Origin of the sequence: Rhizobium sp. 11_C7_N12_5 (genome assembly GCF_051811145.1) — a bacterium.
Taxonomy (GTDB): domain Bacteria; phylum Pseudomonadota; class Alphaproteobacteria; order Rhizobiales; family Rhizobiaceae; genus Rhizobium; species Rhizobium lusitanum.
Window position 1 is genome coordinate 85,257 of sequence record NZ_JBPWPY010000003.1, and the last position, 25,377, is coordinate 110,633.

The following is a 25,377-nucleotide window of genomic DNA, read 5'->3' on the forward strand; positions in this document are numbered from 1 at the left end:
GTACCGCTCGCGTTGTCGCGCAAGACATCGCCGCTTGGCCTGTGCGAAGTGGGAGACCATCGGGCGCGATCAATCAGACTATGGTCTAAATGCCCAAGGCATAGGTCCAATGGGTGTAGCAACATGGGATTTCGGCAATATTGTAATGCGCAATGATTTGCCGACACGGCCGCCGTTGCCGCCATAGGCGCTGAAAATTTGTGAAGGAGAAGTGCGCATGAGAATCCGATTCATCATTGGTACCGCGAGCCTCGGCCTGGTACTCGCCGTCGCTCCCTTGGGAGGGACTGCCATCGGCTTTGCGCAGACGGCATTCGCCAAGGGTGGAAACGGTGGCGGCAATGGCAATGGCAATGGCGGAGGCCATGGCGAAGGAAACTCCGGCCATGAAAAGTCCGGCGGCGACGATGCAGGCAGCACATCCGCGAGCACGGCAACAACGCAAGGCGCCTCGTCGTCGTTGCGGGCTCATCATCCTGACAAACACTCCGAAGCGCACAGTGTAAGCACAAAGACACACGTCTCAAAGCCCGATGAAGGCAGGCTTAGCTCGCTCCGGAGAGACTACCATGCCTATTTGAACTCCAAAGACCCCAAGATGGCGGCCCTCTCAGCCTATGTGAAGTCATATGCAGAGTTCGAAATGCAATATGGAACGACAGCTGTGCCTACCGATCCGGCCCTCAGCGACGCCGCCCTGCGTTCGGCGCTGGCGCAACTATCGAACAAACCCGTGACGGATCAGACGCTCGCTGAAGCAAAGAGCATTCTGGGCGTTGGAACAGATAGCGGAAAAATCGCAGAAGTCCGCGATGCGCTCGAAAAGAAGTCTGAAACCAGCGCTCCGTCTCAGAGCGATACGGTAACTGCCGATTGAAGGCGCTGCCCTAGCGGCATCCTGGAGTGAGCACATCGATCCAGGGGCGCCTGTGGCGACAACGTTGCGCGATCATCGTTCGCAAGATTGCGCTCACCAGTTTGGCGTCAATGTACGCCAATCCCCAGCCGGTCTGCCCACCGGCTCTATCGCCGGGTCGGGCCTTCCGCCCCAGATGCTGCTCGATCCGGCGATAGGCGAGTTGGTGATATAGTCGAGCATCACAGCACGAAAGCTGTCCGCGGAGTTCATGCGGGGAAACCCAAGGCTTTAAAGAGGCCTGTTCGGCCGAAGGTGGCTTCGCCTTACCTGAACGCGGCTTGAGAAGTGCCCCGGTTCGGCTTTCATTCAGAGATCGACTACACTCCGGTCCGCCGCGATCGGTTAAGGCGACGCCACCCTGCACTCTCCTTGCCCAAAGCCAATCAATCCTAGGTAGATCATGATCAGGCAACATCGATGTTGCTCGGAGGCTACGCCTTCGGGGCGCTGGGGATCAAGCGCAAGGAGAATACGCGTTGGATTGAGATACCAGCGTCATCAATAGGCTCTTGTCCAGACTCAGCATGACCTACATACTGGTTTTCTAATAGGATGTTCTCATGGGCAAAGTCGAAACCCATCTATCAAAGCTAGCTGAACATGCGGAGGCGCTGCTTCGCGGGGAAGTGTTCGATCAATTCGGTGCCCTTTGCTTTCGCACCGACAACCAAGGTGTTCTTGAAATCTTACTCGTGACAACCCGCGAGACGCGCCGTTGGACTATCCCAAAGGGTTGGCCGATCAAGGGACTGAAGCCGCATGAAGTGGCCGAACGTGAAGCGTGGGAAGAAGCAGGTGTGAAGGGCAGCGCGAGGAAGAAGGCCGCCGGCTACTATACATATCTAAAGACCTTGCCTGATGGTAGCAAGACGCCCGCCATGGTGGAAGTTCACCTGCTGTCTGTCGACAAGGTCTGCGAAAAATTCCCCGAACACAAAGAGCGTACTCTTGAATGGATGTCCCCGTTGGAGGCCGCGCGACGGGTCAATGAGCCAGAATTGAAGGGCCTGTTGATCACGCTAGAAGCTGGTGGCTTGGCATAGGCGATGCCGATATGGAGGCGTGCTTGTCGCATGAGTTGGAAGGCAGGCTAGGTCATTCGTTTCAACAACGCGACCAGGACGTCGGTGCGGTCGTTGGCTTCGAGCGAGAGGACCTGATGATCCACCAGGTCACCGATCGCCAGCAACACCTCGCGTTCCGACCAGCCGACGGAGATCGCCGCGCTCACCAGATCCTGAAAAGCTGCTTGCAGCGCATCCTGGCATCGTATGTGCCTGTCAGGATCGTCGTCAGTCACGAAGGGTCGTACGATATCGCGCATGCCGAAAAGGTGAACTGATTTGCCGGCTTTGGCAATCGAATATCACAAACAGCTAAAGGGCGCCTGGCCTACCACATCCTTGCAATCCGGCTCGATTCGTATCGGAGATCTTCGCCAAGCGCTGTGAAATAGCATCCAAGGATGACCCCGTCGGTATGACGCTTACGTCGTTGAAATATATCATATCTTTGGAGAAAGTGGCGATCATAGCGGCGTCGCCCATGACCCCGTTGATGTTCGGATTTCCAATTTCAAACTGTTGCAGGGAATCTCAACGGGGTCATGGTTCAGAGCCGGATCACAATCTTTGCCGAGAACAGCCCCTTCAACATGAAGGACCACCTGAAGGCGCGAGGCTATCGCTGGTCCGACGGCAGCGACGGCCGTCCCAAATCCTGGCGGATCGAGATCGGCTGCACGTTTCTCCGGAACCCAAAGGTAATGCGCCACGAATTTGAGCAGCAATGCGTCGGCCGCAGGCCAGGGGGAGTGAATTTCCGGCGGCCGTCATCCCCCAAGGCTTCGAGATAGGCAAGATCCGAGGTCAGGGTAAGGAATGATCTGCGGCCTCGTCTCTGCGGTGGCGGCTGAAGTGCCGGGGTGAGAGGCCCATCACCCGTTTAAAAGCCGCGCCGAAGGCGCTCTCGGATTCGTATCCGAGTGCAGAAGCAATGGCGGAGATACTCTCTGATGAGCGTGCCAGCCGCTCGCTGGCGAGCAGCATGCGCCAGCGCGTCAGGTAGTCCATGGGCGTAAGCCCGACTGTTTCCTTGAATCTGAGAGCGAACGTCGTTCTCGACATGCCCACTTTCCGGGCCAGTTCCTGCAATGTCCATCGGCGCGCCGGATCGGCATGGATGTGGTTGATCGCTTTGCCCATCTGCTTGTCGGCCAGTGCGAAGAGCCATCCGACACGGCCTTCGACGGCTTCACCCAGGTACAGCCGCAATGCCTGGACCAGCATGAGGTGCGCAAGATGTTCCGCCACCAGACTGCTGCCGGGCTGCGTATCCCGCAACTCCTGGCGCATGCGCTCGAGAAGCCAGCGCAGTGATGCCTGATCCCCCTCGTTCCGAATATGGACAATCGGCGGAAGCAGGCCAAGCAGAATATCCGCGTGATGGCCGATCAACGTGAAGCGGCTGCCGGCAAGAAAGAACTCACCTCCGCCATTGCACCGGGCAATGCCGCCACGCTTTGCCGGCTGAAAGACAAGAGTGGCGTCGACCGGCGGCACGCTCAGATCGCTTGCAAGCCGAAATGGCCGGCCCTTTGTCAGAAGAAAACAGTCACCCGTCTCAAGACGCACGGGGTCGGATACGCCTTCCATCGCCAACCAGCATTGGCCGGAAATCACGGCGTTGCACTTGATGCCCTCGTAGCTCGGAAACTGGACCGACCAGTCACCACCTGCCTCAAAGCCGGCAGAGACGTAACTGAGTGGTTTCAGCAGGGCGAGAATATCGGAAAGCGGGTCCATTCGGGCTTTTGAACGATCGCGACGAAAACACGGACTTTAGAGCATGGATCGTTCATCGTCTATGGGGCATCTCCAGACACCTTGCGGGGAGAGACCCCAAGCAGGAACGCGTTTTGGAAGCACCAGGAGATACAGATGATTGTCATTACCGCGCCCACGGGCAATATCGGCAGCCAGGTCCTCGCAAACATTCTCGATAGCGCAGAGCGTATTCGCGTGATTGCGCGAGATCCTTCCAAACTGTCTTCACAGGTGCTGAACCGGGTCGAGGTGGTTGAAGGTTCGCACAGCGACGCCGCCGTCGTTAAAAAGGCTTTCGCTGGCGCCGACCGTGTGTTCTGGCTCGTCCCGGCCGACCCGCGTGCGCCAAGTGCCGAGGCGGCCTATCTGGACTTCTCTCGGCCCGCGTGCGAGGCGCTCAAAACAAGTGGTGTGAAGCAGGTGGTCGGCATCTCCGCGCTTGGGCGCGGATGGCCTAAAGACGCTGGCCACGTGACGGCAACTCTAAAAATGGACGATCTGATAGCAAGCACCGGCGTGAGCTATCGAGCCCTGGCCTGCGCCAGCCTTATGGAGAACTTTCTGCGGCAGGCTGCGCTAATCAGGGATCACGGCGCCTTCTACTGGCCGACAACCGCCGATCGCAAGGAGCCGGCATGCGCCACCCGCGATGTTGCCGCCTTGGCGGCACGCCTGCTGCTTAGCCGGTCTTGGACCGGCGTCGAGAGCATTCCGATGCTCGGCCCGGAGGACATTTCTTTTGACGAAATGATGGCGATCATTTCGGATGTGATCGGAAAGCCTGTGCAGTATCAGCTTATGGCGATGGACGATCTGAAAGCGATGATGATCAAGAGGGGCGCTTCGGAAGGCATGGCGAGGGCCATGGTAAACATGATGAGGGCGAAGAACGAGGGCATGGATCATCTGGTGAAGCGCACGCCGTCTTCCTCCTCCGACACGCCGACCAGTTTTCGCCGATGGAGCGAAGAGGTCCTCAAGCCAGCGCTTCGGGCTTAGCAAAGGCGAGCGATGGCGACTGATGAAACAGTAGCAAACGCTCGCACAAGCTTGGCGATCCACTCGCTTGCCCTGCGCCGTTCTCGCCTGCATTGGCGTATCACCAGATCAACGGTAGAGTGATCGACCGTCGTCAGCTGATGCGAGATGTGGCCTCGCAGTTTCGTCGTCGCCTGAATGCGAAATGGCACTTTACCCGCGAGCATCTGAAAATTGATCTGGACGAGGCCGCCGAAACCCTTGTGCAGGTGGTCATGGTTGAAATGAGCGCCTTCGGCTTGATCCATCGAACCTGGCAACTCAATCGATGCACGGTGTATTTCTGGACCAAACTCGGTGGAGTTTGGACGATTGGTTGGGTGCAAGTTTTTTCCGAAGAGGGCAAACGCCTGGGTTGGCGGTTTGGGGTCACGCGGCGCTCGGGAAGGCGCATCTCTTTCCGTATGGCGTCAACCCGATGTGATTGTTCAGTACCGGTCAGATCAAAACGCTAGCGCGTGCAGCTCTTGTTGAGGACGTCATCCTCGCAAGGCGAAACGGACCGGTGCGCAAGAGGGGGGCCGACCTCGCGAACGAGACGCTCCAAGTGGGCCGCAGGTTCGAACCCTTTCGAAAGCCTCACAGTCATTATCCCAGCGCATCGCTCGGGACCCGGGTGGCCGGACCGCTGATGAAGTTGGCGATTGCCGGCTGCAGGCCGCGAAGGTAGTGAAGACAAAGTGAACCAACCCTTCAAGAAAGCCATTTGGGCAGGACGCGCAAAAGTTTCTCTTGTCCTATACCCGCCGGACGCGATCGAATTGCTCAATATCGAGTTCTGCGATCCTTGCGGTTAGAATGAGTGGTTGGCTTGTCTTCAATCCGAATTTCCGGTCGGGGTCTGACGCATTCCGGGCCAGGACGTGAGTGCGATGTCGATCAGGCGCTTCAGCAGAGCATTGCAGGCGCCGTCGCAGGCTTGGGCAGACATGCCTTGGATGATAGCGCCGTAGAAGCGCGCGAGCGTGTCGGTATCGGTTTCCGCCGGCAATTCGCCTTCGGTGATTGCGCGATCGAAGCGGCTCTTGAGAACTTGCATCGATGCCTCGCGCAGCGCCGCCGTCGTCCGGGCGACCGATGCATTTTCTTCCGCATGCTGGAGGACCGCCGTCGAGACCATGCATCCCCGCGGCTTGTCCGGCTGGGTATCGCCATCGGCAATATCGTAGAGGTAGAGGCTCAGGGCTTCGTAAACCGGAAGATTGGATTGCAGTATTTCCGACCGGCGACTGTTTTCACGGGCTATACTGAAGTCGAGCGCCTGACGGTACAATTCTTCCTTGGAGCCGAAAGTCGAATAGAGCGTAGGCGGATTGATCCCCATGGCCTTCGTTAGGTCGGCGGTCGAGGTTCCTTCATAGCCGCGTTCCCAGAACAGGCGTGCCGCGATGTCGAGCCCGACGTCGCGATCGAGCACGCGTGGTCTGCCTCGTTTGCGGACTGGCTCATCCATTAAAATAGTGATCCCTATTAAATTGTTGACAGACTTTCTTTCCTCCTTATTATAGCGGTCACTATTTAATTTAGCAACGGAGTGAACCATGTCCAAAAGACTCGCAGACAAGATAGCCCTAATCACCGGAAGCTTGCGCGGTATCGGCCGAGCCGCAGCCCTTGCTTTCGCGAAAGAAGGTGCCGCGCTGATCGGCGTGCATTACACCGCCAATTCGGATGCGGCCAATGCCACTGTCCGCGACATCGAAAGGCTCGGCGTCAAGGCTGTGGCCGTGAAGGCCGATCTCAGACACGGCAAGGACGCCGCTGACAGCCTCTGGGCGCAATTCAGCGAAGCCGTGCGCACCGAGACGGGTTCGCCGGCTCTCGACATTCTGGTGAACAACGCCGGCATTGCACCCGCGATACCCTTGAAGCAGACGAGCGAAGCCGCGTTCGATGAGGTGATGACGATCAACTACAAGGCGCCGTTCTTCCTGATCCAGGCAGTCGCCGACCACATTCGCGACAATGGCCGCATCATCAATGTCTCGACAGGGTTCACGCGGATCGCGGCCCCGACGCATCCGGCCTATGCAGCCTCGAAGGGGGCGCTGGAGACACTGACATTGGCGCTGGCACCAGAGTTTGCGGCTCGGGGGATTACGGTCAATGCCGTGCTGCCGGGTGTGACGGAGACGGATATGAACGCAGAGTGGCTGGCATCGCCGGACGCGCGCGCCGGCGCCGAAGCACTCTCGGTCTTCTCTCGTGTCGGCCGGGCGGAGGACGTCGCAGACGTCATCGCTTTCCTTGCGTCGAACGATGCGCGCTGGACGACCGGCCAGATGATCGATGCAACAGGTGGTGCCCGGATCTGATCTATCCGAGGCTCCGCTATGTTTCCGGCCGATCAAACCAAGCGGCATAGGGCGTATTCTTGACGAAATTGACCGCGCTCGCTGAGCGCGGTCTTGGCTTCGTCCACTCCATCAGAGCCTGCTCGCATGCCTAACGTCAATTACTCATCGCTATTCTAAGACGACCAGGCGCTGCTTCGCATCGAACCGACTGTCTGCGTCTATTTTTGCCTATTCCTAACGACGGAGGGAGAGAGCCGAGTTGGTGCGTGGAAGCTTCAGAGCGCGAAACCTGCGCTCAGACCGGATCTACCAAGATAGCAGGCAAAATATTTCGTCGGATTGTCAAACGTTGCATCCTTTGCCGCAATGCGGTCGCCGCCGCGGCTGTTGAGAACAACATCAGGTCCCGCACCTGACTGTTGTTCTCAACAGTTGAGGCAAGTTGCGCACGTCTGTCGCGCGTTCCTAGCTCGTACATTCTACTTGACGTTTTATAGAGTTACTTCAAACTCGACTAAAGGGAAGACATATTATGAGCTACGCAAGTCGCAATTGGAAAGCTACCCAGACCACCGATCTCGTCGGGTGATCTACCCCACTTCCGCCGTGCTGCGTCATGCCGGAGGCGGAGCCTCATACCCCACGCGCGCAAGGAGCCCCATGACCGGCACGATCAGCCCCTTCGATCCCAAGCGTATCACTGCGCTACGCGTCTACCCGCCGCTCGGCCTCGCACGCGTCGGCAATTGCACCGCGCAGGATGTATTCGCCGACGACTATCTCATCTCAACGGAAGTGATCGGCGGAATGCCGACACGGCTGGACGGCGCACGCGCCGAAACGGTCGACGACTTTCGCGGGCCTGATTCCTCGATCCGGAGACACGCTGCGCGGTTCCGGGTTTATGCGACGCTCGACGACGGCACGGTTACCGAAGTCACGCTGGCTGCTGGCGTCCAGATCGAATGGCGGGTCACGCTCGCCAATTTGAAGGCCGGCTGGTATCAGTTCCTGCAGGCGATGGACCTGCCTGCCGGCATTGCCAAGGACGCGCCGCGCCGCAATCCTAACGTGACCGGTGCGAGCGGCGACCGCTCGAGCCTTGACATTCGCCCGCGGTCGAAAGCCATTTCGGGCGCATCGCTTAAGGGACCGCAATTCCAGTTCGCCGATGGCACCTTCAGGAACCAGCCTGTCTATTTAGGTGAGCTGCGCACCGATGCCGAAGGGCGCCTCCTCGTCCTTGGTGGCCGCGGGGTCTCGGCTTGCTATCCACCCAACACTGCGCTCACCACCTTCGCGAACAACGACGACTGGCACGACGACATTGCGGACGGCCCAGTGCGTGCCGCAGTCCGCTTTGCCGACGGTACGACGATCGATGCGGAGCCGGGCTATGTTGCCGTAACGCCGCCCAACTTCGCGCCCGGCGTGTTCGGTGTTGTTACGATGGACGACGCGGTGCGCGAGACGTACATCGCGCAAGGCTGGCTGACGCGGCCCGCCGCAACCTCGTTCAGCAATGACATCTGGCCGATTTTCAAACGCCTCAGTGACCTTCAATGGGTCAATCAGGGCCTCTACATGATCCACGGCCATAGCGGACCGCTCGATGTTGACGCGACCGAAGTACTTAAGAAGCTGCGCGATGCCTCGCCGCAGGGCTCGGATTGGCGCTCCGCCATCTTCGCGCTGTTTCGACGCGAGCAGGACCTGCTGGCGCCAGACCCGGGATTGTTACCGCAGATTTATGGGGACGCAGAAGGCGAGGTTGTCGATCCGGCGTGCCTCGCGGTCACGCGCACGCAGTTCGAGCATCTCGAGCGCTGGGCTTCCGGCGATTTTGCGGACGACTGGACAGGTCCGACCCCACCTGCCGACTTCGCATCGCTGAGCGCCGCCGAGCAGCTTGAGCAGCTAGAGCGTGCCGCTCTTCACGATTGCCTTGGAGGGCCGTTCCATCCCGGCATCGAACTCACATGGACGATGCGGATCCCGTATGTCTGGAAGATGCCTTATCGGCTCAATGTCAACCCGTCGGACGCGCCGGCGCGACAGGACTGGGGCGACATGCTCTCGCCGGCCGCCTGTTTGGCAATTGGCGGACCATATGATGGCGTCTCGGCCGGCGCGCTGACGCGCTTCATGGGCGTGCCATGGCAATCTGACGGCGCGTCCTGTAACTCGTCGGCCGACTATAATCCGGGCTATTTTCTGTCAATGCCGACCTTCTGGGGTGCTCGAGTGCCTGACCAGGTGCTGTCGCACGAGAGCGCCGTGCGCGTCACAGCCAATGTCGCGCGCGGCCATCAAACCCAGGCGGCGAAATATTTTGCCAGCCGCTCGGATTGGCTCCGCGACGTTCGCGGTTCGGGCTATTACCAGCGCATCGCGCTTATGGTACGTGAGTGGCATGATCTCGGCATGGTGCTCCCGTTCGGCGAAACGATCGATGGCCTTCCCAATCCCGTTCGGGTTGAGCAGGGTCGTTCGGAGCATTTCGTGCGTGGTGACGTGAAGCCAGCGCTCATGGCGAAGCTCGAAGGCGATCCGCCGCAGATCAAAGAGCTGCTCAGCGCGACTCTGAGTGGCGCTCGCGCGGTGGCGCCGCCTCCCGGACGGCCGCGCCGCCGCTACCGTCAGGGCGAAATCTGAGGTGATGAAAGCCGAACGAGGGCTCATCGCAGTGATCGGTGCCGGACCTGCGGGGGCGATGGCCGCCTATCTCCTCGCGGCCAAAGGCAAACCTGTCCTTATGCTCGACGACGACCGGCCTTCGCCAGACCGCGTGGAGATGCTGCCGCCTCGTGCTTCCATGGCCTTCCGCGCCTGCGGCCTCGGATCTGTGCTCGACGATCCGATCATCGCGGTGCCGTGCCTGGGTATCATTCGCCAAGGTGCTGTTGAAGACCGGCACGACTTCATTTCGCAGCCGGGCGGGCACGGCTTTGCGGTCCACCGACCTAGCTTCGACGCTGCAATCAGAACGGCTGCCATCGCATCAGGCGCATGTCATCTGCGCGGCCGCCTTGTGGCAATCGAGGATGATTGCGACGACCTCTTTACGCTGCGGATTGCGGCGACAGATAGGCCCACGCGTGTCGGTGCGCAGACGATAATCGATGCCAGCGGCCGAGCTGCATCCGCCGCCCGCCGGCTTGGCGCCAAGGTCACAACTTTGGAGCGCCTACTCGCCGAGCGATTCATCCATGATGAAGCCCCTGATCCTTGGCTGCACTTCATGGGGGACACCGAGGGCTGGCGCTACACGATGACAGGGCCACAGGGCCGCCGCGACGCTTGGCGCATTGCCGCGCCGCTGCGCGGCCAAGTCAGAGTGGACATGGTCGATGCGTCCGCCCGGTGGCTCACGCCGACGGCAGGCCACCGATGGATTGCAATTGGCGATGCAGCTTGCGCGTTCGACCCTATCTGCTGCCAAGGCTTGGCACACGCGACGAGTAGCGCGCTCGCCGCCGCCGGCATGATCGTCCAGGGTGGCACGGTCTTGGAAAGTGCGGCCTATGCTTACGACGTCGCTTGCCGCGAAACGGCCGCGAGGACGGAGATCGAGCGCCGCGTTGTCTATGCTTATATGCGTCGCGACAGAGAAGCGACCGTATGAAGGCCGCGCTCTTTCCGTTCGAGACATAGGATTAGGTGACGAATGAGTGTCATGGGTCCAGGACGATTGTGCCGTCGGCACAAGCGCTGCTCCGGTTGGTGGACTTCTCGGCACCCGATGCCAGCATCAGTCAGGTATCGTACCAAGGCATGACGAGGTCGGCGGTACTTCCGAACGTTCGGCTGGACGTGCGTATTGCGCCTAAAAGTGTCAGGCAGATGACAGCCAAAGGCGATGGCATCGCCAATTGGGTGTGCAAAAGATTCATGGCACAACTTTATTCCTCGCGGGCGTAGAGGTGCCGCCCGTGTTCTTCGCTATGCCAATGCATCCGGCTCAGATCTTTTCCCACTGCTCGACCGTGCCCGGGAGCGAGCATTGATTCTTCGACTTCGCGCAGGCTGACATTGAAGCGGAAATAGAGCCAAATCGCACGCGCGACAATCTCGATCGGCGTAAGGCGCAACCAGAGGCGCCTTAGGAAACGGCCATCGTCGCGATGTGGAAATATGTGACGGCGGGCGTTGAAAGCGAGGTTTCCGTCATGAAGGCTGTTTAACGAGACCCCACACCGACATCTCAATCCTCGAGGCCTGATCGGCCTCGGCGGATCCAGAAGGCCAACCGAGATCCTAGCTGGCTTTGACGCCGCATCAAAGACGGGTCTCGCCGTTTGGGCCTAGGCCGCCGCTGCCGCGTCGGTGGGACCGCCAGCCTCATGCGGCCGGCAGCGCGCTGATCGGGATGTCGTCGCTCTCGTCGCCGCGCTCGAAGGCCATCTGGTCGGCGAGCTGGCGGAGTTGGTTGAAGTCGGCCGGGCCGTCGAAGGAGGTGCCGCCGAGGCGGATGGTGACGGATAGCGGCGCGCCGTCGGCGCTGAAGGTGGCGGCGGAGACGCCCGTGCGGATGCGGGTGCCGATGTCGCGGGCGTCCTCGACCTTGGCGCCAGGTAGGAAGATGTTGAGTTCGTTGGTGGCAAGCCGCGCCACGAGATCGCCACGACGAACTGAGGACTGGATGATCGAGGCAAGCGATTGCATCACGGTGTCGGCCCATTGCGGCCCGTAGCGGCGGCCTATATCGTCGAGCGTATCGACGATGACTGCTATGACGATGCCGCCGGCATCGGTGGCGGCATGCTTGCGCCGATCGATAAAGTGCTCGACAGCCGCGGCAAAGGCGGTGCCGTTCAGGGTCCTCGTCACGCTGTCGTAGCGCGCCGCCTGGGTGACGTTTTCCTGCATCTTGCGGACGACACCGTTGTTGAGCTGCAAGGCAAAAAGCAGCGGAAAGGACACAAATGCGGAAATAAGTGCTGCACCGACAAATCCGACCAAAAATGGTCGATCCGGCATTAATAGGTTTAATATAAGTAAAAGACCAACAGAACCGACTACGGCGAACAGCGCGCCCAACGTGGCCCTCCGCAGGGCTTTGAAAATGGTGGCGGAGGGATGTCGCTGTTGTAGAATCATATCGGAGTTATACCCGTTCTTAGTGCTGTGTCAGCTAAACAGGCGCCCAAAAAAATCGGCTTAAGAAATCCCGTAAAATTTGTTGCTTTGCACAGTTGTTTTCACGAATTAACTGTTTTCGAACGAATATCCGGAACCGTTGTTTGAGCTTGGTGCCCGGTTTGCGACAGAATCCCAGCGCTTCATCTCGATCCATGGTCTTGGGTGTGTTCCATCTGCAGCGTGTAAATCGGCATGGGGGCCACGATGCCGATAGGCACAACGAGCAACTGCTTTCGCTGCAGTCTCTGGAGTCATTAGTTGATGCTGACTTACATGCTGGACTGTCTAGAGGCATTGGTTTAGCAGAGGACTGCCGACTCAAAGGATTAGTTACTCGCAGGCGGTGCCGAAGGTTCTAATCCCACCAACTGCGCTGCATGTCGAGTGACGCCTCCCAGTCGCGCTCTCGTCGATGGGTGCGGACAGGACCAGCGGACTCGGGATGATCACGGCCTTGTCGCTTCTGGAGCAAGGCTTTCGCAACTTGACGTCTCCGGTCACCTTTGTGCGCGCTGGCGGATTCTTCGAAAACTTCCTTTATGGCTTGCACGTCGCCCAGGGCGGAACGCTACCGGTGTACTACAATCCGACAGACCGGAAATCGACCATGGTCGCGACGACCGACATCGGCGCGGAGGTCGCAACGCTTTTGACCGTGCCAGCCTGGTCAGGACAGCGCGTCATCGAGCTTGGTTCGATGGTCAGCGCGGATGAAGTCGCAGAGCAATTGGGTGAAGTCCTGAAACTCGACGTGAAAGCCTTTGCAATTCCGCGTGCTGGGTGGGCGGAAGCGTTCGAGCAATTCGGTATCCCGAAGGGCCGCACCGGACCTGCCGAAGAAATGTTTGAGGCCGTGAATGCAGGATGGATGGACCTCGGAGCCGAGGGGACAGAGCATGTAGCGGGTACGACGTCCGCGCGCCAAGTCTTCGAGGCTGCACAGAACGCCACCAAGGCGTAAGTCCGGGACGGATCAGGCATGAGCGGGAGACAACCCGGCGCAGGTCTTCCGTCAGGAACCCGCCGCCATTGCCGCACGGAATGGAGACGCGGCGGCGTCCATTCGTTTCGTCGTCGCGCAGATCCGTGATCTTCTGCTGACCGCGCCAGTCTTCGTGCTTCAGCATGACGATGCTCGGATGGGCAGTGGAGATAGGGTGGTTGCCGCCCATTTGGATGCGGATTCGGTGCTGCTTACCACCGACCCGACGGCTCCCGTCGACTCTGCTCGAATGACAGCCGCGCAGTCGCCGGTGATTATTGCGTCAGCCGTAATTATGAACTGCGAAACGCGACCGTTCTCATCGGCGACCGGTTGAGGCACCTTCGAGATGCGGATTGGGAGTGAACCCGTCCAACAATTTCGCAGGAGCGCATCATGAAACTTTATCACCATCCCTTGTCGGGACATTCGCACCGGGCTTGCCTCTTCGTTTCGCTGCTTGGATTGCCGCACGAACTCGTCGAGGTCGATCTAAAGGCCGGCGCGCACAAGAAGCCGGAATTCCTGAAGCTGAACCCGTTCGGCCAGGTGCCGGTGCTCGTAGACGGCGATGTTGTCATCTCGGACAGCAATGCCATTCTGGTCTATCTCGCCAAAAAGGCATCCCGCACCGATTGGCTTCCAGAGGACGCGCAGGGCTCTGCCGCCGTCCAGCGTTGGCTGTCGGTTTCCGCCGGCGAAGTCGCTTACGGTCCGGCAGCAGCACGGCTGATCACCGTCTTTGGCGCCAAGTTCAATCCTGAAGAAGTGATCGGTCGTGCCCACACGCTGCTCGGCAGGCTCGAAGGCCATCTGGCCGATCGCCAATGGCTGGTTGGTGCCGGTCCGACGATCGCGGATGTGGCGATCTACAGCTATGTGGCCAGGGCGCCTGAAGGCAATGTCGATCTTTCAGCCTATCCGGCGGTCGACGCTTATCTGCGCCGTGTCGAAGCCCTGCCGGGCTTCGTCCCCTTCGTTCAAACGCCGGTTGGCCTTGCGGCTGCTTGAAGGCGAGATCCGGGCGTGCAACGGCGCGCGCCCGGTGCTTCTTTTTTGGGAGACGGAACATGGGCGATATGTTGAAGACACTGCCGGTCTGGCACGAAGGTGAGACCTTCATTCAGGAGAAGGTTGGCGTCGCTGAGCGTATGGCCGCCGTCGGTCAGCGCGTTATCCGTGATTTCATGCCGGAACAACACCGCGACTTCTATGCTCAGCTGCCCTTTATCGTATTGGGCAGCGTCGATGGAAGCGGCGATGCGTGGGCAACTTTCCTCGAAGGGCGCCCCGGCTTTATGTCATCTCCTTCATCAACCATTCTGGAGATCGCGGCCCGAAGCGATGCCAGCGATCCTGCAAGCGAAGGCGTTTCGGACGGACAGCCGATCGGCTTGCTCGGCATGGAAATGCACACACGGCGTCGCAACCGCATGAACGGGATCGTCTCCCGCTCACCGGAGGGCGTCTGTGTCGATGTCGACCAGAGTTTTGGAAACTGCCCACGCTATATCCAGCTGCGTGACTTCGAATTCGTGCGTGAGCCAGGCCAGCCATACGCAGGCTCGGTCGAGCACCTGCCGGCACTGGATGCTGAAGCGCGGTCGATGATTGCAGCGGCAGATGCGTTTTTCGTGGCGTCCTATGTCGATCGCGAAGATCGCCGCCAGGTCGATGTGTCCCACCGGGGTGGCAAGGCTGGCTTCGTTCGCATTGCCGCGGATGGGACACTGACAATTCCGGATTTCGATGGCAATCTCTTTTTTTCTACGCTCGGCAACATCCTGCTAAATGGCAAGGCCGGGCTTCTCTTCGTCGATTATGCAAATGGCGACATGCTGCAGATGTCGGGCGACGCCGAAGTCATCCTCGACTCGCCGGAGATCGCCGCCTTCCAGGGCGCTGAGCGACTATGGACCTTCAAGGCTCGCCGGATCGTTCGCCGGCGCAACGCACTCGCGCTGCGCTGGACCTTCAGGGAAAATGGATGGTCGGCCAATTCGCTGATGACTGGCGACTGGGCGCAGGCCGCCGACCGGCTGCGTGCGGCGGAGCTTGCCACCCAGTGGCGTATCCTGACCGTAACGAAGATCGTCGACGAAAGCGCCTCGATCCGCTCGTTTCATCTGCAGCCGGGCGACGGGGCGGGGCTATTGCCGCACGTGGCTGGCCAGCATCTGCCGATCCGTCTTGGAATTCCAGGCGCCGACAAGCCGGTTATCCGAACCTATACCCTGTCTGCGGCTCCGTCCGACGGCATCTACCGCATCAGCGTCAAACGCGAGGGACTGGTGTCCCAGTATCTGCACGACGCCATCCGCGTCGGCGATACGATCGAAGCGCGGGCGCCGGCCGGCGATTTCACCATCGATGCCCGCGCGACCCGCCCGGCCGTATTGCTCGCCGGTGGCGTCGGGATAACACCCATACTCGCCATGCTGCGCCACGTCGTTTACGAGGGGTTGCGCAAGCAGCGCATCAGGCCTGTCATTCTTTTTCATGCGGCCCGGTCTAGGCGGGAGCGCCCGTTCGACCGGGAACTCGCCGAGCTTGTCAATGCGGCGCAGGGTGCCGTCAAGCTGATCCGGGTCTTGAGCGACGCAAACGGTGCTGAAGAATTCGCTGACTACGATGCGATCGGGCACATCGACATGATGCTCCTGTCCCGCCATCTGCCGTTCAACGATTATGATTTCTACGTCTGCGGGCCACCACAGTTCACCCAGGCGCTCTATGACGGGCTGCGAGGCTACAATATCGCCGATGGCCGGATTCACGCAGAGGCGTTCGGCCCGTCCTCCTTGAAACGAAACCTCGACGCCGGAGTGACCGTTCCCGCGCGCCGGCCACCATCTACCAGGCCAGTGCCCGTCGCCTTCATGGGATCGATGAAGGAAGCGCGCTGGACGCCTGAAGCCGGCACGCTGCTGGAGCTGGCGGAATCCCGCGGCCTGAACCCGGAATTCAGCTGCCGGGAGGGCACATGCGGAACATGCCGCACAAGGCTCACCAAGGGCGCGGTGACCTACGTCAAGGAACCGACGGCAGCGATTGGCGAAGGCGAAGTGCTGCTGTGCTGCGCCGTTCCGGCACAGCAGGAGACTGATGAAGAAAACCGCATCCAGCTCGAACTCTGACACGCCGCATTGATGCGCTTGACGCAAGAGTATCTTCCGCCTTTTCGACGTTCACCACAAGGCAATACCAGAGCATCCTCATTATGACGAAGGGACAGTCTTTCGCAACCAAATCAAGGAGATAGAAATGTCACGTATTCCCACACCCGCCACGATCAATGATGCACCGGAAGCGTCCCGTCCTATACTTGAAACCATCCAGAAGCAGATCGGCTCTGTACCGAATATCTTCCGTCTGGTCTCAAACAGCCCGGCCGCTTTGAACGGCCTGACGGGCCTTCAGGGCGTATTGGCGAAGGGCAAGCTTGCCCCAGCCACCCGCGAGCGGATCGCGCTCACCATGGCCGAGGCCAATGGTTGCGATTACTGCCTGTCCGCACACACCTACACCGCCACAAAATTCGCCAAGCTCGATGAAAACGAGATTGACGCGAACCGCCGTGGCACCTCGAATGACCCGAAGGCTGCTGCCGCCGTCGAATTCGCCCGCGCGGTTGTCGATGCCCGTGGCTCCGTAGCTCCGGTCGAAGTCGAAAAAGTCCGCGCTGCCGGCTACAGCGATGCGGAAATCCTGGAAATTATCGCGCACGTCGCGCTGAACACTTTCACCAATTATGTCAACGAAGCGCTCGGTACCGAGATCGATTTTCCACGTATTGACCGCCTGGCGGCATGACCCGCGTACGGGGGGTCGCCCGCCTGCGACCACCCTGCCATCTTTACCCACGAACAAGGAGTTCAATCATGTCTCGTCCACCACTTCCTCCATTCAATGAACAGACTGCCATCGAGAAGGTTCGCCTTGCCGAAGACGGCTGGAACAGCCGCGATCCCGCCAAGGTGGCGCAGGCCTACACCGTCGATACGCGCTGGCGCAATCGCGCCGAGTTCGTTACCAGCCGCGCCGAGGCTGAAGCCTTCCTGACGCGCAAGTGGAACCGGGAGCTCGACTATCGTCTGATCAAGGAGATTTGGGCCTTCCAAGGCAACCGTATCGCCGTTCGCTATGCTTACGAGTACCGTGACGACAGTGGCCAATGGTTTCGGGCCTACGGCAACGAGAACTGGGAGTTCGCAGAGGACGGGCTGATGCGCGCGCGCCATGCAAGCATCAATGAGCATCCAATTGCGGAAGCCGAGCGCAAGTTCCGCTGGCCGCTCGGTCGCCGGCCGGACGATCACCCGGGCCTCAGCGACTTCGGCTTCTAACGCCGGGTCCAGATCAAGGAGGCCGCCACCATGGCAGGGTTCAAGCTTGATGTGCGGGCACGGCTGTCGATCGAGCTCGCGCTTACCGCCGGACGCGGCGATCCCATTTTTGTCCAACAGCAGGAAAAAGACGCCAAGGCGCTCGGCATGACTGGGGCTGAAATCGATATGGCCCGCAAGGGCTCGAGCTTCGATTTTCAGCTCTCCAGAGCGATAGCCGTGGCGCTCGAACCAACCGCCAAGCACCGCGAGCGGGCCTCGAAAGCCGGTATCGACGCCCAAACCTACGCCGACATCGAAAAACTGGTGGTGTCGTATAGGGGCCGGTCTCTGTTGCGATCCGCATAGCCACCGCCAAGCTTTCGTGACATTTCCAGTCATGTCATTGGTATCAATCTCGAAATGGTCTTGCTCGATCTGTTTCGGAATTGATACATTTCCGGCCGACGGTCGCGTGAGAGCAACGAGCAATCTTTGAGGGGCGAATGGATCGATGGCAGGCAATGCGGATTTTCGCCAAAGTTGCGGAGACCGGAAGTTTTGCGGATACCGCGCGCCACATGCACATGAGTGCACCGGCGGTCACCCGCGCGGTCGCAGCGCTTGAAGATCTGATTGGCGCCCGCCTGTTCGTTCGCACCACACGCTCCGTCAAGATGACCGAGGCAGGCACACGGTATTTCGAGGATTGCCGCCGAATATTGGCGGATATCGCCGAAGCGGAGGCTGCTGCGGGTGGCTCCTATGCCACTCCAACCGGTACGCTGGCCATCACCGCCTCGGCATTGTTCGGGCAGATGTATGTGCTGCCCATCGTAACCGAGTTCCTGAATGCCTATCCGGCCATCCACGCCAGGACCCTGTTCATCGATCGCCCCGTTAACATGGTCGAAGAAGGGGTGGACGTCGCGGTTCGCATCGGCCACCTACGGGATTCTGGTTTCTCCGCGATCAAGGTCGGCGCGGTACGGCATGTGATTTGTGGTTCCCCGAGTTATTTCGAGAGCCACGGCGTTCCAACCACGCCGGCCGACCTCAAGAATCATCGCGTTGCCGCCTCCACAAGCGCCTGGGCCTCGCCTGAATGGCGTTTCGCAAACGATCAGCGGGTGACCATCGACCCGCTTCTACAATGCAACACCAACGACGCCGTCATCACGGCCGCCCGTTCAGGCTGGGGACTAACCCGAGTCCTGCACTACCAGATCGGCCCGGCTCTCATGGCGGGGGAATTGCAGATCGTGCTCAGCGACTATGAAGAGCCGCCAATGCCCATCCACATTCTCCACCCGGAAGGACGACATGCGCCCGCCAAGGTTCGGGCTTTCGTCGATATGGCAGCCAAACGCCTACGGGAAAACCGGTTATTGAACTGAGCTGGGAATGATCGATCACAGCTCGATCAAGATTTTCCCGATGGTTTTGCCGTTTTCCTGCGCTTCATGCGCGTCCACAATCTGGTCCAGCGGCAGTTTCATGGCAATCGTCGGTCTGTAAGCGCCGGACGCTGCGCAGGCGGCGATTTCATCAGCCGCCTTTTGCAAGCTCACCTCGGGCATGGTGTAGAAATAAACGAAGCGAAAGGCGAAGCCGCCGCGCAACGCCGGAATAAACGGGATCGACAGCCTCGCCCCCGCATCTTCGGTCGCGTAGGCCGAGGCAATGCCATCTCGAGCGAGGCACGCGACCGCAATGTCGATATTGGCCACGAGATCGACATCGACGATGCGCTCGACGCCCTGGCCGTCGGTTGCGGCTTTGACTTTTTCGGCGATGTTTTCCTCATGCCGGTTGATGACCAGGTCAGCACCTGCGGCGCCGGCGACCTCGGCCTGCTCGTCGCGCCCGACCGTCGCGGCCACCCAGGCGCCTGCCCATTTGGCAAGAAGAATGGCTGCGTTACCGACGGCGCCCGCACCTCCCTGGACCAACACGCGCTTGCCTCGAAGATCACCATCCGCGAACAGGCAGCGATGCGCGGTCATGGCAGCGACGCCAAGACACGCACCGGTGTCGAATGAGACAGAATCCGCAAGCCTTACCACATGAGCGGCGGGCACAACCACGTATTCGGCGGCAGATCCGAATGCCTTGCCGGTCTGCGCTTTGTACACCCACACCCGTTCACCGATGAGGGTGTTCAGCACGCCTGGCCCGACCTTGTCGATTGTTCCCGCGGCATCCTGATGGGGGACGATACGGGCAAAGGGCATTGGCGCTCCGGTAAAGCCGGTGCGGTTTTTTACATCCGACGGATTGAGACCGGATACTGCTACCTTGACCCGCACTTCGCCACACTGTGGTTCGGGATCGGGCAGAAAGCCGATTTGCAGGACGTCCCGGGCTGAACCCTGCCGGTCGTAAAATGCAGCTCTCATGGGCAGATTCCTCTCGTTCGATATGCCGTCCACCTACCGAGGCTGATCATCGTGTTGCAAGTAGGCAATATTTTTGCCTATAGGTATAAAAAGTACACTCTTGGATCTTCGCTATGGATGTCATCGATCGATGTGCGGTGGAAATCACCGTCGATGTGCTTGGTGGAAAGTGGAAGCCGATGATTATCTTCCGGCTCCTGGATGGCCCCCGCCGGTTTGGCGAACTGCGGCGCCTGGTGGGAGATCCCAGCCAACGCTCTCTGACAATCCAGCTTCGACAACTCGAAGCGCATGGGATTGTCGAGCGCACGGTCTTCGCGGAGGTCCCGCCTAGAGTGGAGTATGCGCTGTCCGAGTTCGGCAAAACGCTCAAACCCGTCATGTTGGCAATGCGGGACTGGGGGCGGTCGTTCAGGGGAAAAATTGGCTCGGATGCAGCAACTGGCCAGTAGGTCCAAGTTTTCGTGAACTGCAGTGATTGTTACATCCACCGCAATTATCACTTCCACACTGAGCGGATTATCGTTTTCGCGAGGCTGGATATGTTGGTCTCCAAGCCAGTTAGTGCTGGCGCACAAACCCGAAGGAGACCTGCCATGAAACGTCTGATCTTGACCCTACTGCTCGCAACCGCAAGCTTCGCTCCCCTGTCCATGGCCGCAGCGGCAACAGCTGAAACGCCAACAGCCATCCAGCAAGCTGCGGTTACCGTCCACTACCGCACCGTTGCGGTCGACGGTGTCAATATCTTCTACCGCGAGGCGGGTCCGAAGGACGGCCCGGTGCTCTTACTGCTGCATGGTTTCCCGACGTCTTCGCACATGTTCCGCAATTTGATCCCGCTGCTTGCGGACCGCTATCGCGTTATCGCGCCGGACTATCCGGGCTTCGGCGAGAGCGACGCTCCTGACCACACAAAATTCGCCTACACATTCGGTCACTATGCCGAGCTCGTCGATGGATTGCTCGACAAGCTCGGTGCGAAAAAATACGCCATGTATGTCATGGACTACGGCGCCCCGGTCGGCTACCGCCTTGCCCTGAAACATCCCGATCGCGTCAGCGCCCTCGTCGTTCAGAACGGAAATGCCTATGAGGAAGGTCTCACGGCATTCTGGGACCCGATCAAGAAATATTGGGCCGATGGCTCCAAGGACAGTCGCGAGGCGCTTTCTGGCCTTGTCACCCTGGAAACAACAAAGTTCCAATACACGGACGGCATGAGCGATCTGAGCCGCATCAGCCCCGACAACTGGGTCCATGATCAGGCGCTGCTCGACCGTCCCGGCAACAAGGATGTCCAACTCGATCTCTTCTATGACTACCGCACCAACGTGCCGCTCTACCCGCAGTTCCAGGCTTTCTTCCGCGAACGCAAGCCGCCGACCCTTATTGTCTGGGGCAAGAATGACAAGATCTTTCCGGCAGAAGGCGCGCATCCCTATCTTCGTGATCTTCCGGACGCTGAGATGCACCTTCTGGATACCGGGCATTTTGCGCTGGAAGATAAGCTGGATGTCATGGCGCCGATGATCCACGACTTCCTCGACCGCAAGGTCCTCGGAGATAACTGAATATCAGGCCGCGCAGTCCTGTAGCTGCGCGGCCTTCTGTCTTCAGGCAAGCGGGGCGCGGGGTTCGAGAAAAGCCTCCAGCCTGAAGACGCCGAATTCCCGTCCGAAGCCGATTGCCTGAAGCCGCCGAAGGGTGCCAGGGGTCATGCGGCGCGCCGTTGATAAACACACGGCCACCCTGCTGGTGCCATGAGCAGGTCCTCCTTCCTCCGTGATTAGTGCCAGCCTAATCACTGCAAAACGAAAACGTAATTTTCTATACCGGGCACGTGCACTACAGCTGCGAGGAGAGCCAGCAAACTAACGCTGATGGGGAAAAGGACAGTGCCATGTCAGTTGAAGTCGTGGACACACTCGTTGTCGGTGCCGGCCAGGCCGGTGTTGCCATGAGTGAACATCTGAGCAAGGCCGATGTTTCACATTTGGTGCTCGAGCGCAGCCGTATAGCCGAGCGTTGGCCATTGCTCATGCGGAGCCCCTATGTTGCGCCGATTAATCGCGCCTGCCGAAGATCGAGCTTTGCACGTCTGTACATGTGGCGCTTGATGAGTTTCAGGCGGATTATCTGACCTTCGGTTTCCCTATTCGACCAAGGGGAGATGATGGCGTTTCGGACTCGGCATGCTCGGGGGAGGAGATTCGTTTCTTTGCCATCCCTGGACCGAATCCTGATTTACCCCGTCTTGGGAATTCCTGCGCCGACCAACTCGGCTAGCCGTCATTCAGGTTCTTGGGCGGAGGACGCTTGGTGCGTCCACGGTGAATTGGAAAATACAGCAGCACAACCGATATCACCAGAACCAGCAACAGCAGAACGACGAACTGAACGATCGTGTAACCGAGCTGATCGCGCGGCACGAACCAACCGGCGACAATACCGGCACCCAACATAAGTATGCGAACGAGCCACCCGATCATGATGTGTCCTCTTCAAGTCATATGACACGTAAATATACAGCGGGTCGTTCATCTGGCCTTGCGCGAGATCAAACCCATGTGTCGGCCGCCGATCCGATCTTGCCGGACCATATCTGGGGCATGATCACGGGGACACCCTATGCCGAGACCGCGACCGCCCTGACGTCGGTTACCGCCTATTGCCTGAAGGAAGGGCGTGAGCGATGCCATCGCGTCACGGCCGATCTCATCAACAGCCTTGAGCTGCCGGCCCGCAGGGGCAGGAGATGCAGCGAAGGGAGGTGGCAGCGCGTCAAAGCGATCACTTCGACGAGCCGGAAATGTTTCTGTCGAAGCTCCGCAGCTTCGAGCGGAAGATATCGGAAAGCCCCGACAACGAGGACCATCGGCGCTAATGCGCCGGGACGAATTGGAACGCGGTACCCTTGCGCTCGGCAAATCCGACGCCGTGAGTGCGTTGATGGTCACGTTCGGTCGCAGCCTTGCGATGGGTGAGGATGCAATACGGTTGTTAGGCTTGGGTGGCCTTGTTCATGATCTTGGCAAGACGGCCTTGTCCGTCGATCTTTCGCGAAAGCCCGGCCAACTAACGGTGCAAGAACTTGCTATCATCCGAACCCACCCCAAACGAGGCTATGAGATAGCCGCGCAGATCGATGACATGCCCGAGGCAGTTCTCGATATTTGTCTGTATCATCGGACCTTTTGAAAACGTTCGTGTCGCGGATGATAATCAATGGCGCCATCGACTGAATTATTAGGCCGCCAGAGTGCGTAACGTTTCGAAGCTCTGCTCAATCCGATGAACACCGAAATTACAATTAAACATCAATTAATGGGACAGTGCGAATATTCACCTGCGGCTCGGCTCTAACCGCATTCATCCAACGGAGGATTGGACGTGAATATTCTAAGTCGTGGTGCCAACGCTCTTGCAGCACTTGCTGCTCTGTCAAAGTCGCAAGCCATGATCGAGTTCGATCTGACGGGCCGAATTCTGACCGCTAACGAAAACTTCTGTCGTGCACTTGGCTATGATCTCACAGAGATTGTCGGCAAACATCATAGCATGTTCGTAGAGCGGAGCTACGCGCAATCCCCAGACTACAAGACTTTCTGGGCCAAGCTGGCCGCCGGCAATTTTGATCAACGACAATACAAGCGCGTTGGCAAAGGAGGCAAAGAAGTCTGGATCGAGGCGTCTTATAATCCAGTCTTTCGCCGAGGCAAACCTATCAAGGTCATCAAGATCGCGACCGACATCACAGCTCAGAAGCTGAAAACGGCTGAAGATGCCGGAAAGATAGAGGCCTTGTCGCGAGCGCAGGCCATCATCGAGTTCACGCCGACCGGTGATGTGCTGACTGCCAATGACAATTTCTTGTCAGCACTCGGTTATACACTTGCAGAGATACAGGGCAGGCACCACTCAATGTTCTGTGAACCGGCCTACACGGGAACCAGCGATTATCGACAATTTTGGGCCAGGCTCAGCGCCGGCGAGTTCGTTGCCGACGAATTCATGCGGATCGGCAAAGGCGGTCGCAAGGTTTTTATTCAAGCATCCTATAATCCGATCTTCGATCTCAATGGGAAGGTTTTCAAGGTCGTTAAATTTGCAACGGATGTCACCGGCCGCGTCGAGAATGTCGAAGCACTGGCGAATTGCCTGACCAACCTGGCGGACGGTGATCTATCGCAAAGGATTGAGAAGCCATTTATCGCTTCGCTAGAGCGGTTGCGGACGGATTTCAATGAAGCCTCCGAAAAACTGAAGCGGGCCATGTCAACTGTAGCAGACAATGCACAGGCCATTTCATCCGGTTCAAATCAGGTCCAAGCTGCCGCCGACGACCTCGCCAAGCGTACTGAGCAACAGGCTGCGTCCATCGAGCAGACGGCTGCCGCACTGGAAGAGATTACCACGACAGTAAAAGATTCGAGCCATCGGGCCGAAGAGGCTGGTCGGTTGGTCACCCGGACGCGCGAGCATGCTGAGCATTCCGGCGCGGTGGTGCGTGACGCCATTGGCGCTATGGATCAAATCGAGGCTTCATCGCGCGAAATCTCAAACATCATCGGGGTCATCGATGAGATCGCCTTTCAAACAAACCTTCTCGCCCTTAATGCTGGAGTTGAGGCAGCGCGCGCAGGTGAGGCCGGCAAGGGTTTTGCAGTCGTGGCTCAGGAGGTCCGCGAGCTGGCACAACGGTCTGCGACGGCCGCTAAGGAGATAAAGGCTTTGATCACGGCATCCGGCGGCCATGTCCAGAGCGGTGTTTCGCTCGTGACCAAAGCGGGATCCGCTCTGCAAGAGATCGCTACCCAGGTACATGCGATCGACACCAATGTGGTCGCTATCGTAGAAGCCGCACGCGAACAGTCGACTGCGCTTGCGGAGATCAACCAAGCCGTAAACATGGTCGATCAAGGCACTCAGCAGAATGCAGCAATGGTCGAAGAACAGACCGCCGCAAGCCACAGCCTCGCACGCGAAGCCGCTGCGCTCTTTGAGCTTCTTGATCAATTCAAGTTCGATGATGTCATGGCTCGCACGGCGGTATCAACAAGACATGCAATCCAGTCTGCAGCGCCTCCTGCCCAAGGGCGCAAACTGCGCAATGCTCCAACTATTCTCGCGACATACGGATCCGCAGCTCTATCTGCAAAAGAAACGGAATGGGAGGAGTTTTAGGACATCGTGACGATGGCGCTAGCCTTCCCCTCGTTGGAGTGGAAGGCGGCCAATATGGCTTTGATTGCAAAAATCTCGCTGACGCTCGATGAGGGCTGGTAATTTTTAGCGAGATTTTTGAAGAGCGATTTCAAGTGGCGGCATTTTCGGGGTGAGATTATCCTTTGGTCGGTACGGTGGTACTGTCGCGATGGTGTAAGCCACAGCCGGGGCAAGATAACCAGCCAAGACAAAGATGTGAGTCCGACTTGCAACAACGCTCG

At 59.0% G+C, this 25,377-nt stretch carries 26 protein-coding genes and 4 pseudogenes; 21 read left to right on the forward strand and 9 right to left on the reverse strand.

The annotated features are described in order from the left end of the window. Positions 1–85: 85 nt before the first annotated feature. The gene (locus AB8B29_RS29705; protein ID WP_439006961.1) at positions 86–388 is read right to left on the reverse strand and encodes a hypothetical protein; all 303 of its coding nucleotides are present in this window, start codon (positions 386–388) and stop codon (positions 86–88) included. Positions 389–577: 189 nt separating this feature from the next. On the opposite strand from AB8B29_RS29705, the gene AB8B29_RS29710 reads away from it, so the two are divergent. After that, the gene (locus AB8B29_RS29710; RefSeq protein ID WP_439006962.1) at positions 578–877 is read left to right on the forward strand and encodes a hypothetical protein; all 300 of its coding nucleotides are present in this window, start codon (positions 578–580) and stop codon (positions 875–877) included. 602 nt (positions 878–1,479) lie between these two features. Next, positions 1,480–1,962 (forward strand): NUDIX hydrolase, encoded by a 483-nt coding sequence (locus AB8B29_RS29715; protein ID WP_113102507.1) that lies wholly within the window; start codon positions 1,480–1,482, stop codon positions 1,960–1,962. Positions 1,963–2,009: 47 nt separating this feature from the next. Here AB8B29_RS29715 and AB8B29_RS29720 read toward each other — a convergent pair whose 3' ends face one another. Further along, positions 2,010–2,219 (reverse strand): hypothetical protein, encoded by a 210-nt coding sequence (locus tag AB8B29_RS29720; RefSeq protein ID WP_245297610.1) that lies wholly within the window; start codon positions 2,217–2,219, stop codon positions 2,010–2,012. Between the two features lie 312 nt (positions 2,220–2,531). Here AB8B29_RS29720 and AB8B29_RS29725 point away from each other — a divergent pair. Then, positions 2,532–2,654, forward strand: a pseudogene (locus tag AB8B29_RS29725) (3'-5' exonuclease); the annotation flags it as partial. Here AB8B29_RS29725 and AB8B29_RS29730 read toward each other — a convergent pair. Together AB8B29_RS29730 and AB8B29_RS29735 are read right to left on the reverse strand one after the other, a co-directional pair. Continuing rightward, positions 2,646–2,794, reverse strand: a pseudogene (locus AB8B29_RS29730) (integrase); the annotation flags it as partial. The pseudogenes AB8B29_RS29725 and AB8B29_RS29730 overlap by 9 nt on opposite strands. Further along, a complete protein-coding gene (locus AB8B29_RS29735; RefSeq protein ID WP_113102508.1) occupies positions 2,788–3,723 on the reverse strand; it encodes an AraC family transcriptional regulator in 936 nt (311 codons plus the stop codon). The pseudogene AB8B29_RS29730 and the gene AB8B29_RS29735, both read right to left, overlap by 7 nt. Before the next feature lie 135 nt (positions 3,724–3,858). On the opposite strand from AB8B29_RS29735, the gene AB8B29_RS29740 reads away from it, so the two are divergent. Then, positions 3,859–4,743, forward strand: a complete 885-nt coding sequence (locus AB8B29_RS29740) for an NAD(P)H-binding protein (protein ID WP_113102509.1) — start codon at positions 3,859–3,861, stop codon at positions 4,741–4,743. Between the two features lie 119 nt (positions 4,744–4,862). Further along, a complete protein-coding gene (locus AB8B29_RS29745; protein ID WP_162734482.1) occupies positions 4,863–5,237 on the forward strand; it encodes a hypothetical protein in 375 nt (124 codons plus the stop codon). Between the two features lie 362 nt (positions 5,238–5,599). On the opposite strand, the gene AB8B29_RS29750 is transcribed toward AB8B29_RS29745, so the two are convergent. Further along, positions 5,600–6,235 (reverse strand): TetR/AcrR family transcriptional regulator, encoded by a 636-nt coding sequence (locus AB8B29_RS29750; RefSeq protein WP_113102511.1) that lies wholly within the window; start codon positions 6,233–6,235, stop codon positions 5,600–5,602. Between the two features lie 88 nt (positions 6,236–6,323). On the opposite strand from AB8B29_RS29750, the gene AB8B29_RS29755 reads away from it, so the two are divergent. The 3 genes from AB8B29_RS29755 (at position 6,324) to AB8B29_RS29765 (ending at position 10,704) form a co-directional block, all read left to right on the forward strand. Then, the gene (locus tag AB8B29_RS29755; RefSeq protein WP_439006963.1) at positions 6,324–7,097 is read left to right on the forward strand and encodes an SDR family oxidoreductase; all 774 of its coding nucleotides are present in this window, start codon (positions 6,324–6,326) and stop codon (positions 7,095–7,097) included. A gap of 642 nt (positions 7,098–7,739) precedes the next feature. Next, positions 7,740–9,734, forward strand: coding sequence for a LodA/GoxA family CTQ-dependent oxidase (locus AB8B29_RS29760; protein ID WP_113102512.1), 1,995 nt, complete (start codon positions 7,740–7,742; stop codon positions 9,732–9,734). 4 nt (positions 9,735–9,738) lie between these two features. Continuing rightward, positions 9,739–10,704: an NAD(P)/FAD-dependent oxidoreductase gene (locus tag AB8B29_RS29765; RefSeq protein WP_113102513.1), complete on the forward strand. Its 966-nt coding sequence runs from the start codon at positions 9,739–9,741 to the stop codon at positions 10,702–10,704. 277 nt (positions 10,705–10,981) lie between these two features. Here AB8B29_RS29765 and AB8B29_RS29770 read toward each other — a convergent pair whose 3' ends face one another. Beyond that, positions 10,982–11,170 carry a hypothetical protein gene (locus AB8B29_RS29770; protein WP_047640742.1) on the reverse strand — a complete coding sequence of 63 codons (189 nt, stop codon included), beginning with the start codon at positions 11,168–11,170 and terminating at the stop codon, positions 10,982–10,984. 250 nt (positions 11,171–11,420) lie between these two features. Further along, positions 11,421–12,041 (reverse strand): GGDEF domain-containing protein, encoded by a 621-nt coding sequence (locus AB8B29_RS29775; RefSeq protein WP_244655214.1) that lies wholly within the window; start codon positions 12,039–12,041, stop codon positions 11,421–11,423. Positions 12,042–12,663: 622 nt separating this feature from the next. Between AB8B29_RS29775 and AB8B29_RS29780 the strand changes: the two genes are divergently transcribed. From AB8B29_RS29780 to AB8B29_RS29810, 7 genes are all read left to right on the forward strand, one after another. Beyond that, entirely contained in the window at positions 12,664–13,182 is a 519-nt protein-coding gene (locus AB8B29_RS29780) for a hypothetical protein (RefSeq protein WP_439006964.1), read from the forward strand. Between the two features lie 417 nt (positions 13,183–13,599). Next, positions 13,600–14,214, forward strand: a complete 615-nt coding sequence (locus tag AB8B29_RS29785) for a glutathione S-transferase family protein (protein WP_037199415.1) — start codon at positions 13,600–13,602, stop codon at positions 14,212–14,214. A 59-nt stretch (positions 14,215–14,273) separates the two neighbouring features. Next, positions 14,274–16,340 (forward strand): FAD-binding oxidoreductase, encoded by a 2,067-nt coding sequence (locus tag AB8B29_RS29790; protein ID WP_113102514.1) that lies wholly within the window; start codon positions 14,274–14,276, stop codon positions 16,338–16,340. 127 nt (positions 16,341–16,467) lie between these two features. Further along, positions 16,468–17,016, forward strand: coding sequence for a carboxymuconolactone decarboxylase family protein (locus AB8B29_RS29795; RefSeq protein ID WP_113102515.1), 549 nt, complete (start codon positions 16,468–16,470; stop codon positions 17,014–17,016). A 68-nt stretch (positions 17,017–17,084) separates the two neighbouring features. Continuing rightward, the gene (locus AB8B29_RS29800) at positions 17,085–17,549 is read left to right on the forward strand and encodes a nuclear transport factor 2 family protein (protein WP_037199410.1); all 465 of its coding nucleotides are present in this window, start codon (positions 17,085–17,087) and stop codon (positions 17,547–17,549) included. Between the two features lie 30 nt (positions 17,550–17,579). Beyond that, positions 17,580–17,897 (forward strand): hypothetical protein, encoded by a 318-nt coding sequence (locus AB8B29_RS29805; protein WP_234903985.1) that lies wholly within the window; start codon positions 17,580–17,582, stop codon positions 17,895–17,897. Between the two features lie 137 nt (positions 17,898–18,034). Then, a complete protein-coding gene (locus AB8B29_RS29810) occupies positions 18,035–18,925 on the forward strand; it encodes a LysR family transcriptional regulator (protein WP_037199408.1) in 891 nt (296 codons plus the stop codon). Positions 18,926–18,940: 15 nt separating this feature from the next. Here the strand turns inward: AB8B29_RS29810 and AB8B29_RS29815 are convergent, their stop codons facing one another. Continuing rightward, a complete protein-coding gene (locus AB8B29_RS29815) occupies positions 18,941–19,927 on the reverse strand; it encodes an NADPH:quinone reductase (protein WP_113102516.1) in 987 nt (328 codons plus the stop codon). 113 nt (positions 19,928–20,040) lie between these two features. On the opposite strand from AB8B29_RS29815, the gene AB8B29_RS29820 reads away from it, so the two are divergent. The 3 genes and pseudogenes from AB8B29_RS29820 to AB8B29_RS29830 form a co-directional block, all read left to right on the forward strand. Beyond that, the gene (locus AB8B29_RS29820; protein WP_113102517.1) at positions 20,041–20,379 is read left to right on the forward strand and encodes a winged helix-turn-helix transcriptional regulator; all 339 of its coding nucleotides are present in this window, start codon (positions 20,041–20,043) and stop codon (positions 20,377–20,379) included. Between the two features lie 144 nt (positions 20,380–20,523). Beyond that, complete coding sequence (locus tag AB8B29_RS29825) at positions 20,524–21,501, forward strand: alpha/beta fold hydrolase (RefSeq protein ID WP_439006965.1); 978 nt, start codon at positions 20,524–20,526, stop codon at positions 21,499–21,501. Between the two features lie 329 nt (positions 21,502–21,830). After that, a pseudogene (locus AB8B29_RS29830) lies at positions 21,831–21,959 on the forward strand (FAD-dependent oxidoreductase); the annotation flags it as partial. A gap of 253 nt (positions 21,960–22,212) precedes the next feature. Here AB8B29_RS29830 and AB8B29_RS29835 read toward each other — a convergent pair. Continuing rightward, complete coding sequence (locus AB8B29_RS29835; protein ID WP_037199397.1) at positions 22,213–22,419, reverse strand: hypothetical protein; 207 nt, start codon at positions 22,417–22,419, stop codon at positions 22,213–22,215. Positions 22,420–22,813: 394 nt separating this feature from the next. Between AB8B29_RS29835 and AB8B29_RS29840 the strand changes: the two genes are divergently transcribed. The 3 genes and pseudogenes from AB8B29_RS29840 to AB8B29_RS29850 form a co-directional block, all read left to right on the forward strand. Next, entirely contained in the window at positions 22,814–23,128 is a 315-nt protein-coding gene (locus AB8B29_RS29840; RefSeq protein ID WP_113102519.1) for an HD-GYP domain-containing protein, read from the forward strand. Between the two features lie 192 nt (positions 23,129–23,320). Continuing rightward, on the forward strand, positions 23,321–25,114 hold the full coding sequence (locus AB8B29_RS29845; RefSeq protein ID WP_037199392.1) for a methyl-accepting chemotaxis protein: 1,794 nt from the start codon (positions 23,321–23,323) through the stop codon (positions 25,112–25,114). A gap of 117 nt (positions 25,115–25,231) precedes the next feature. Next, positions 25,232–25,318 (forward strand): annotated as a pseudogene (locus AB8B29_RS29850) (IS6 family transposase); the annotation flags it as partial. Positions 25,319–25,377 lie beyond the last annotated feature (59 nt).

Excerpts from the sequence above, each read along its gene's own strand:
- AB8B29_RS29705 (WP_439006961.1), bottom strand. The coding sequence starts at position 388 with ATGGCCGGAGTTTCCTTCGCCATGGCCTCCGCCATTGCCATTGCCATT.
- AB8B29_RS29715 (WP_113102507.1), top strand. The coding sequence starts at position 1,480 with ATGGGCAAAGTCGAAACCCATCTATCAAAGCTAGCTGAACATGCGGAG.
- AB8B29_RS29735 (WP_113102508.1), bottom strand. The coding sequence starts at position 3,723 with ATGGACCCGCTTTCCGATATTCTCGCCCTGCTGAAACCACTCAGTTAC.
- AB8B29_RS29740 (WP_113102509.1), top strand. The coding sequence starts at position 3,859 with ATGATTGTCATTACCGCGCCCACGGGCAATATCGGCAGCCAGGTCCTC.
- AB8B29_RS29750 (WP_113102511.1), bottom strand. The coding sequence starts at position 6,235 with ATGGATGAGCCAGTCCGCAAACGAGGCAGACCACGCGTGCTCGATCGC.
- AB8B29_RS29755 (WP_439006963.1), top strand. The coding sequence starts at position 6,324 with ATGTCCAAAAGACTCGCAGACAAGATAGCCCTAATCACCGGAAGCTTG.
- AB8B29_RS29760 (WP_113102512.1), top strand. The coding sequence starts at position 7,740 with ATGACCGGCACGATCAGCCCCTTCGATCCCAAGCGTATCACTGCGCTA.
- AB8B29_RS29765 (WP_113102513.1), top strand. The coding sequence starts at position 9,739 with ATGAAAGCCGAACGAGGGCTCATCGCAGTGATCGGTGCCGGACCTGCG.
- AB8B29_RS29780 (WP_439006964.1), top strand. The coding sequence starts at position 12,664 with ATGATCACGGCCTTGTCGCTTCTGGAGCAAGGCTTTCGCAACTTGACG.
- AB8B29_RS29785 (WP_037199415.1), top strand. The coding sequence starts at position 13,600 with ATGAAACTTTATCACCATCCCTTGTCGGGACATTCGCACCGGGCTTGC.
- AB8B29_RS29790 (WP_113102514.1), top strand. The coding sequence starts at position 14,274 with ATGGGCGATATGTTGAAGACACTGCCGGTCTGGCACGAAGGTGAGACC.
- AB8B29_RS29795 (WP_113102515.1), top strand. The coding sequence starts at position 16,468 with ATGTCACGTATTCCCACACCCGCCACGATCAATGATGCACCGGAAGCG.
- AB8B29_RS29800 (WP_037199410.1), top strand. The coding sequence starts at position 17,085 with ATGTCTCGTCCACCACTTCCTCCATTCAATGAACAGACTGCCATCGAG.
- AB8B29_RS29805 (WP_234903985.1), top strand. The coding sequence starts at position 17,580 with ATGGCAGGGTTCAAGCTTGATGTGCGGGCACGGCTGTCGATCGAGCTC.
- AB8B29_RS29810 (WP_037199408.1), top strand. The coding sequence starts at position 18,035 with ATGGATCGATGGCAGGCAATGCGGATTTTCGCCAAAGTTGCGGAGACC.
- AB8B29_RS29815 (WP_113102516.1), bottom strand. The coding sequence starts at position 19,927 with ATGAGAGCTGCATTTTACGACCGGCAGGGTTCAGCCCGGGACGTCCTG.
- AB8B29_RS29820 (WP_113102517.1), top strand. The coding sequence starts at position 20,041 with ATGGATGTCATCGATCGATGTGCGGTGGAAATCACCGTCGATGTGCTT.
- AB8B29_RS29825 (WP_439006965.1), top strand. The coding sequence starts at position 20,524 with ATGAAACGTCTGATCTTGACCCTACTGCTCGCAACCGCAAGCTTCGCT.
- AB8B29_RS29835 (WP_037199397.1), bottom strand. The coding sequence starts at position 22,419 with ATGATCGGGTGGCTCGTTCGCATACTTATGTTGGGTGCCGGTATTGTC.
- AB8B29_RS29840 (WP_113102519.1), top strand. The coding sequence starts at position 22,814 with ATGCGCCGGGACGAATTGGAACGCGGTACCCTTGCGCTCGGCAAATCC.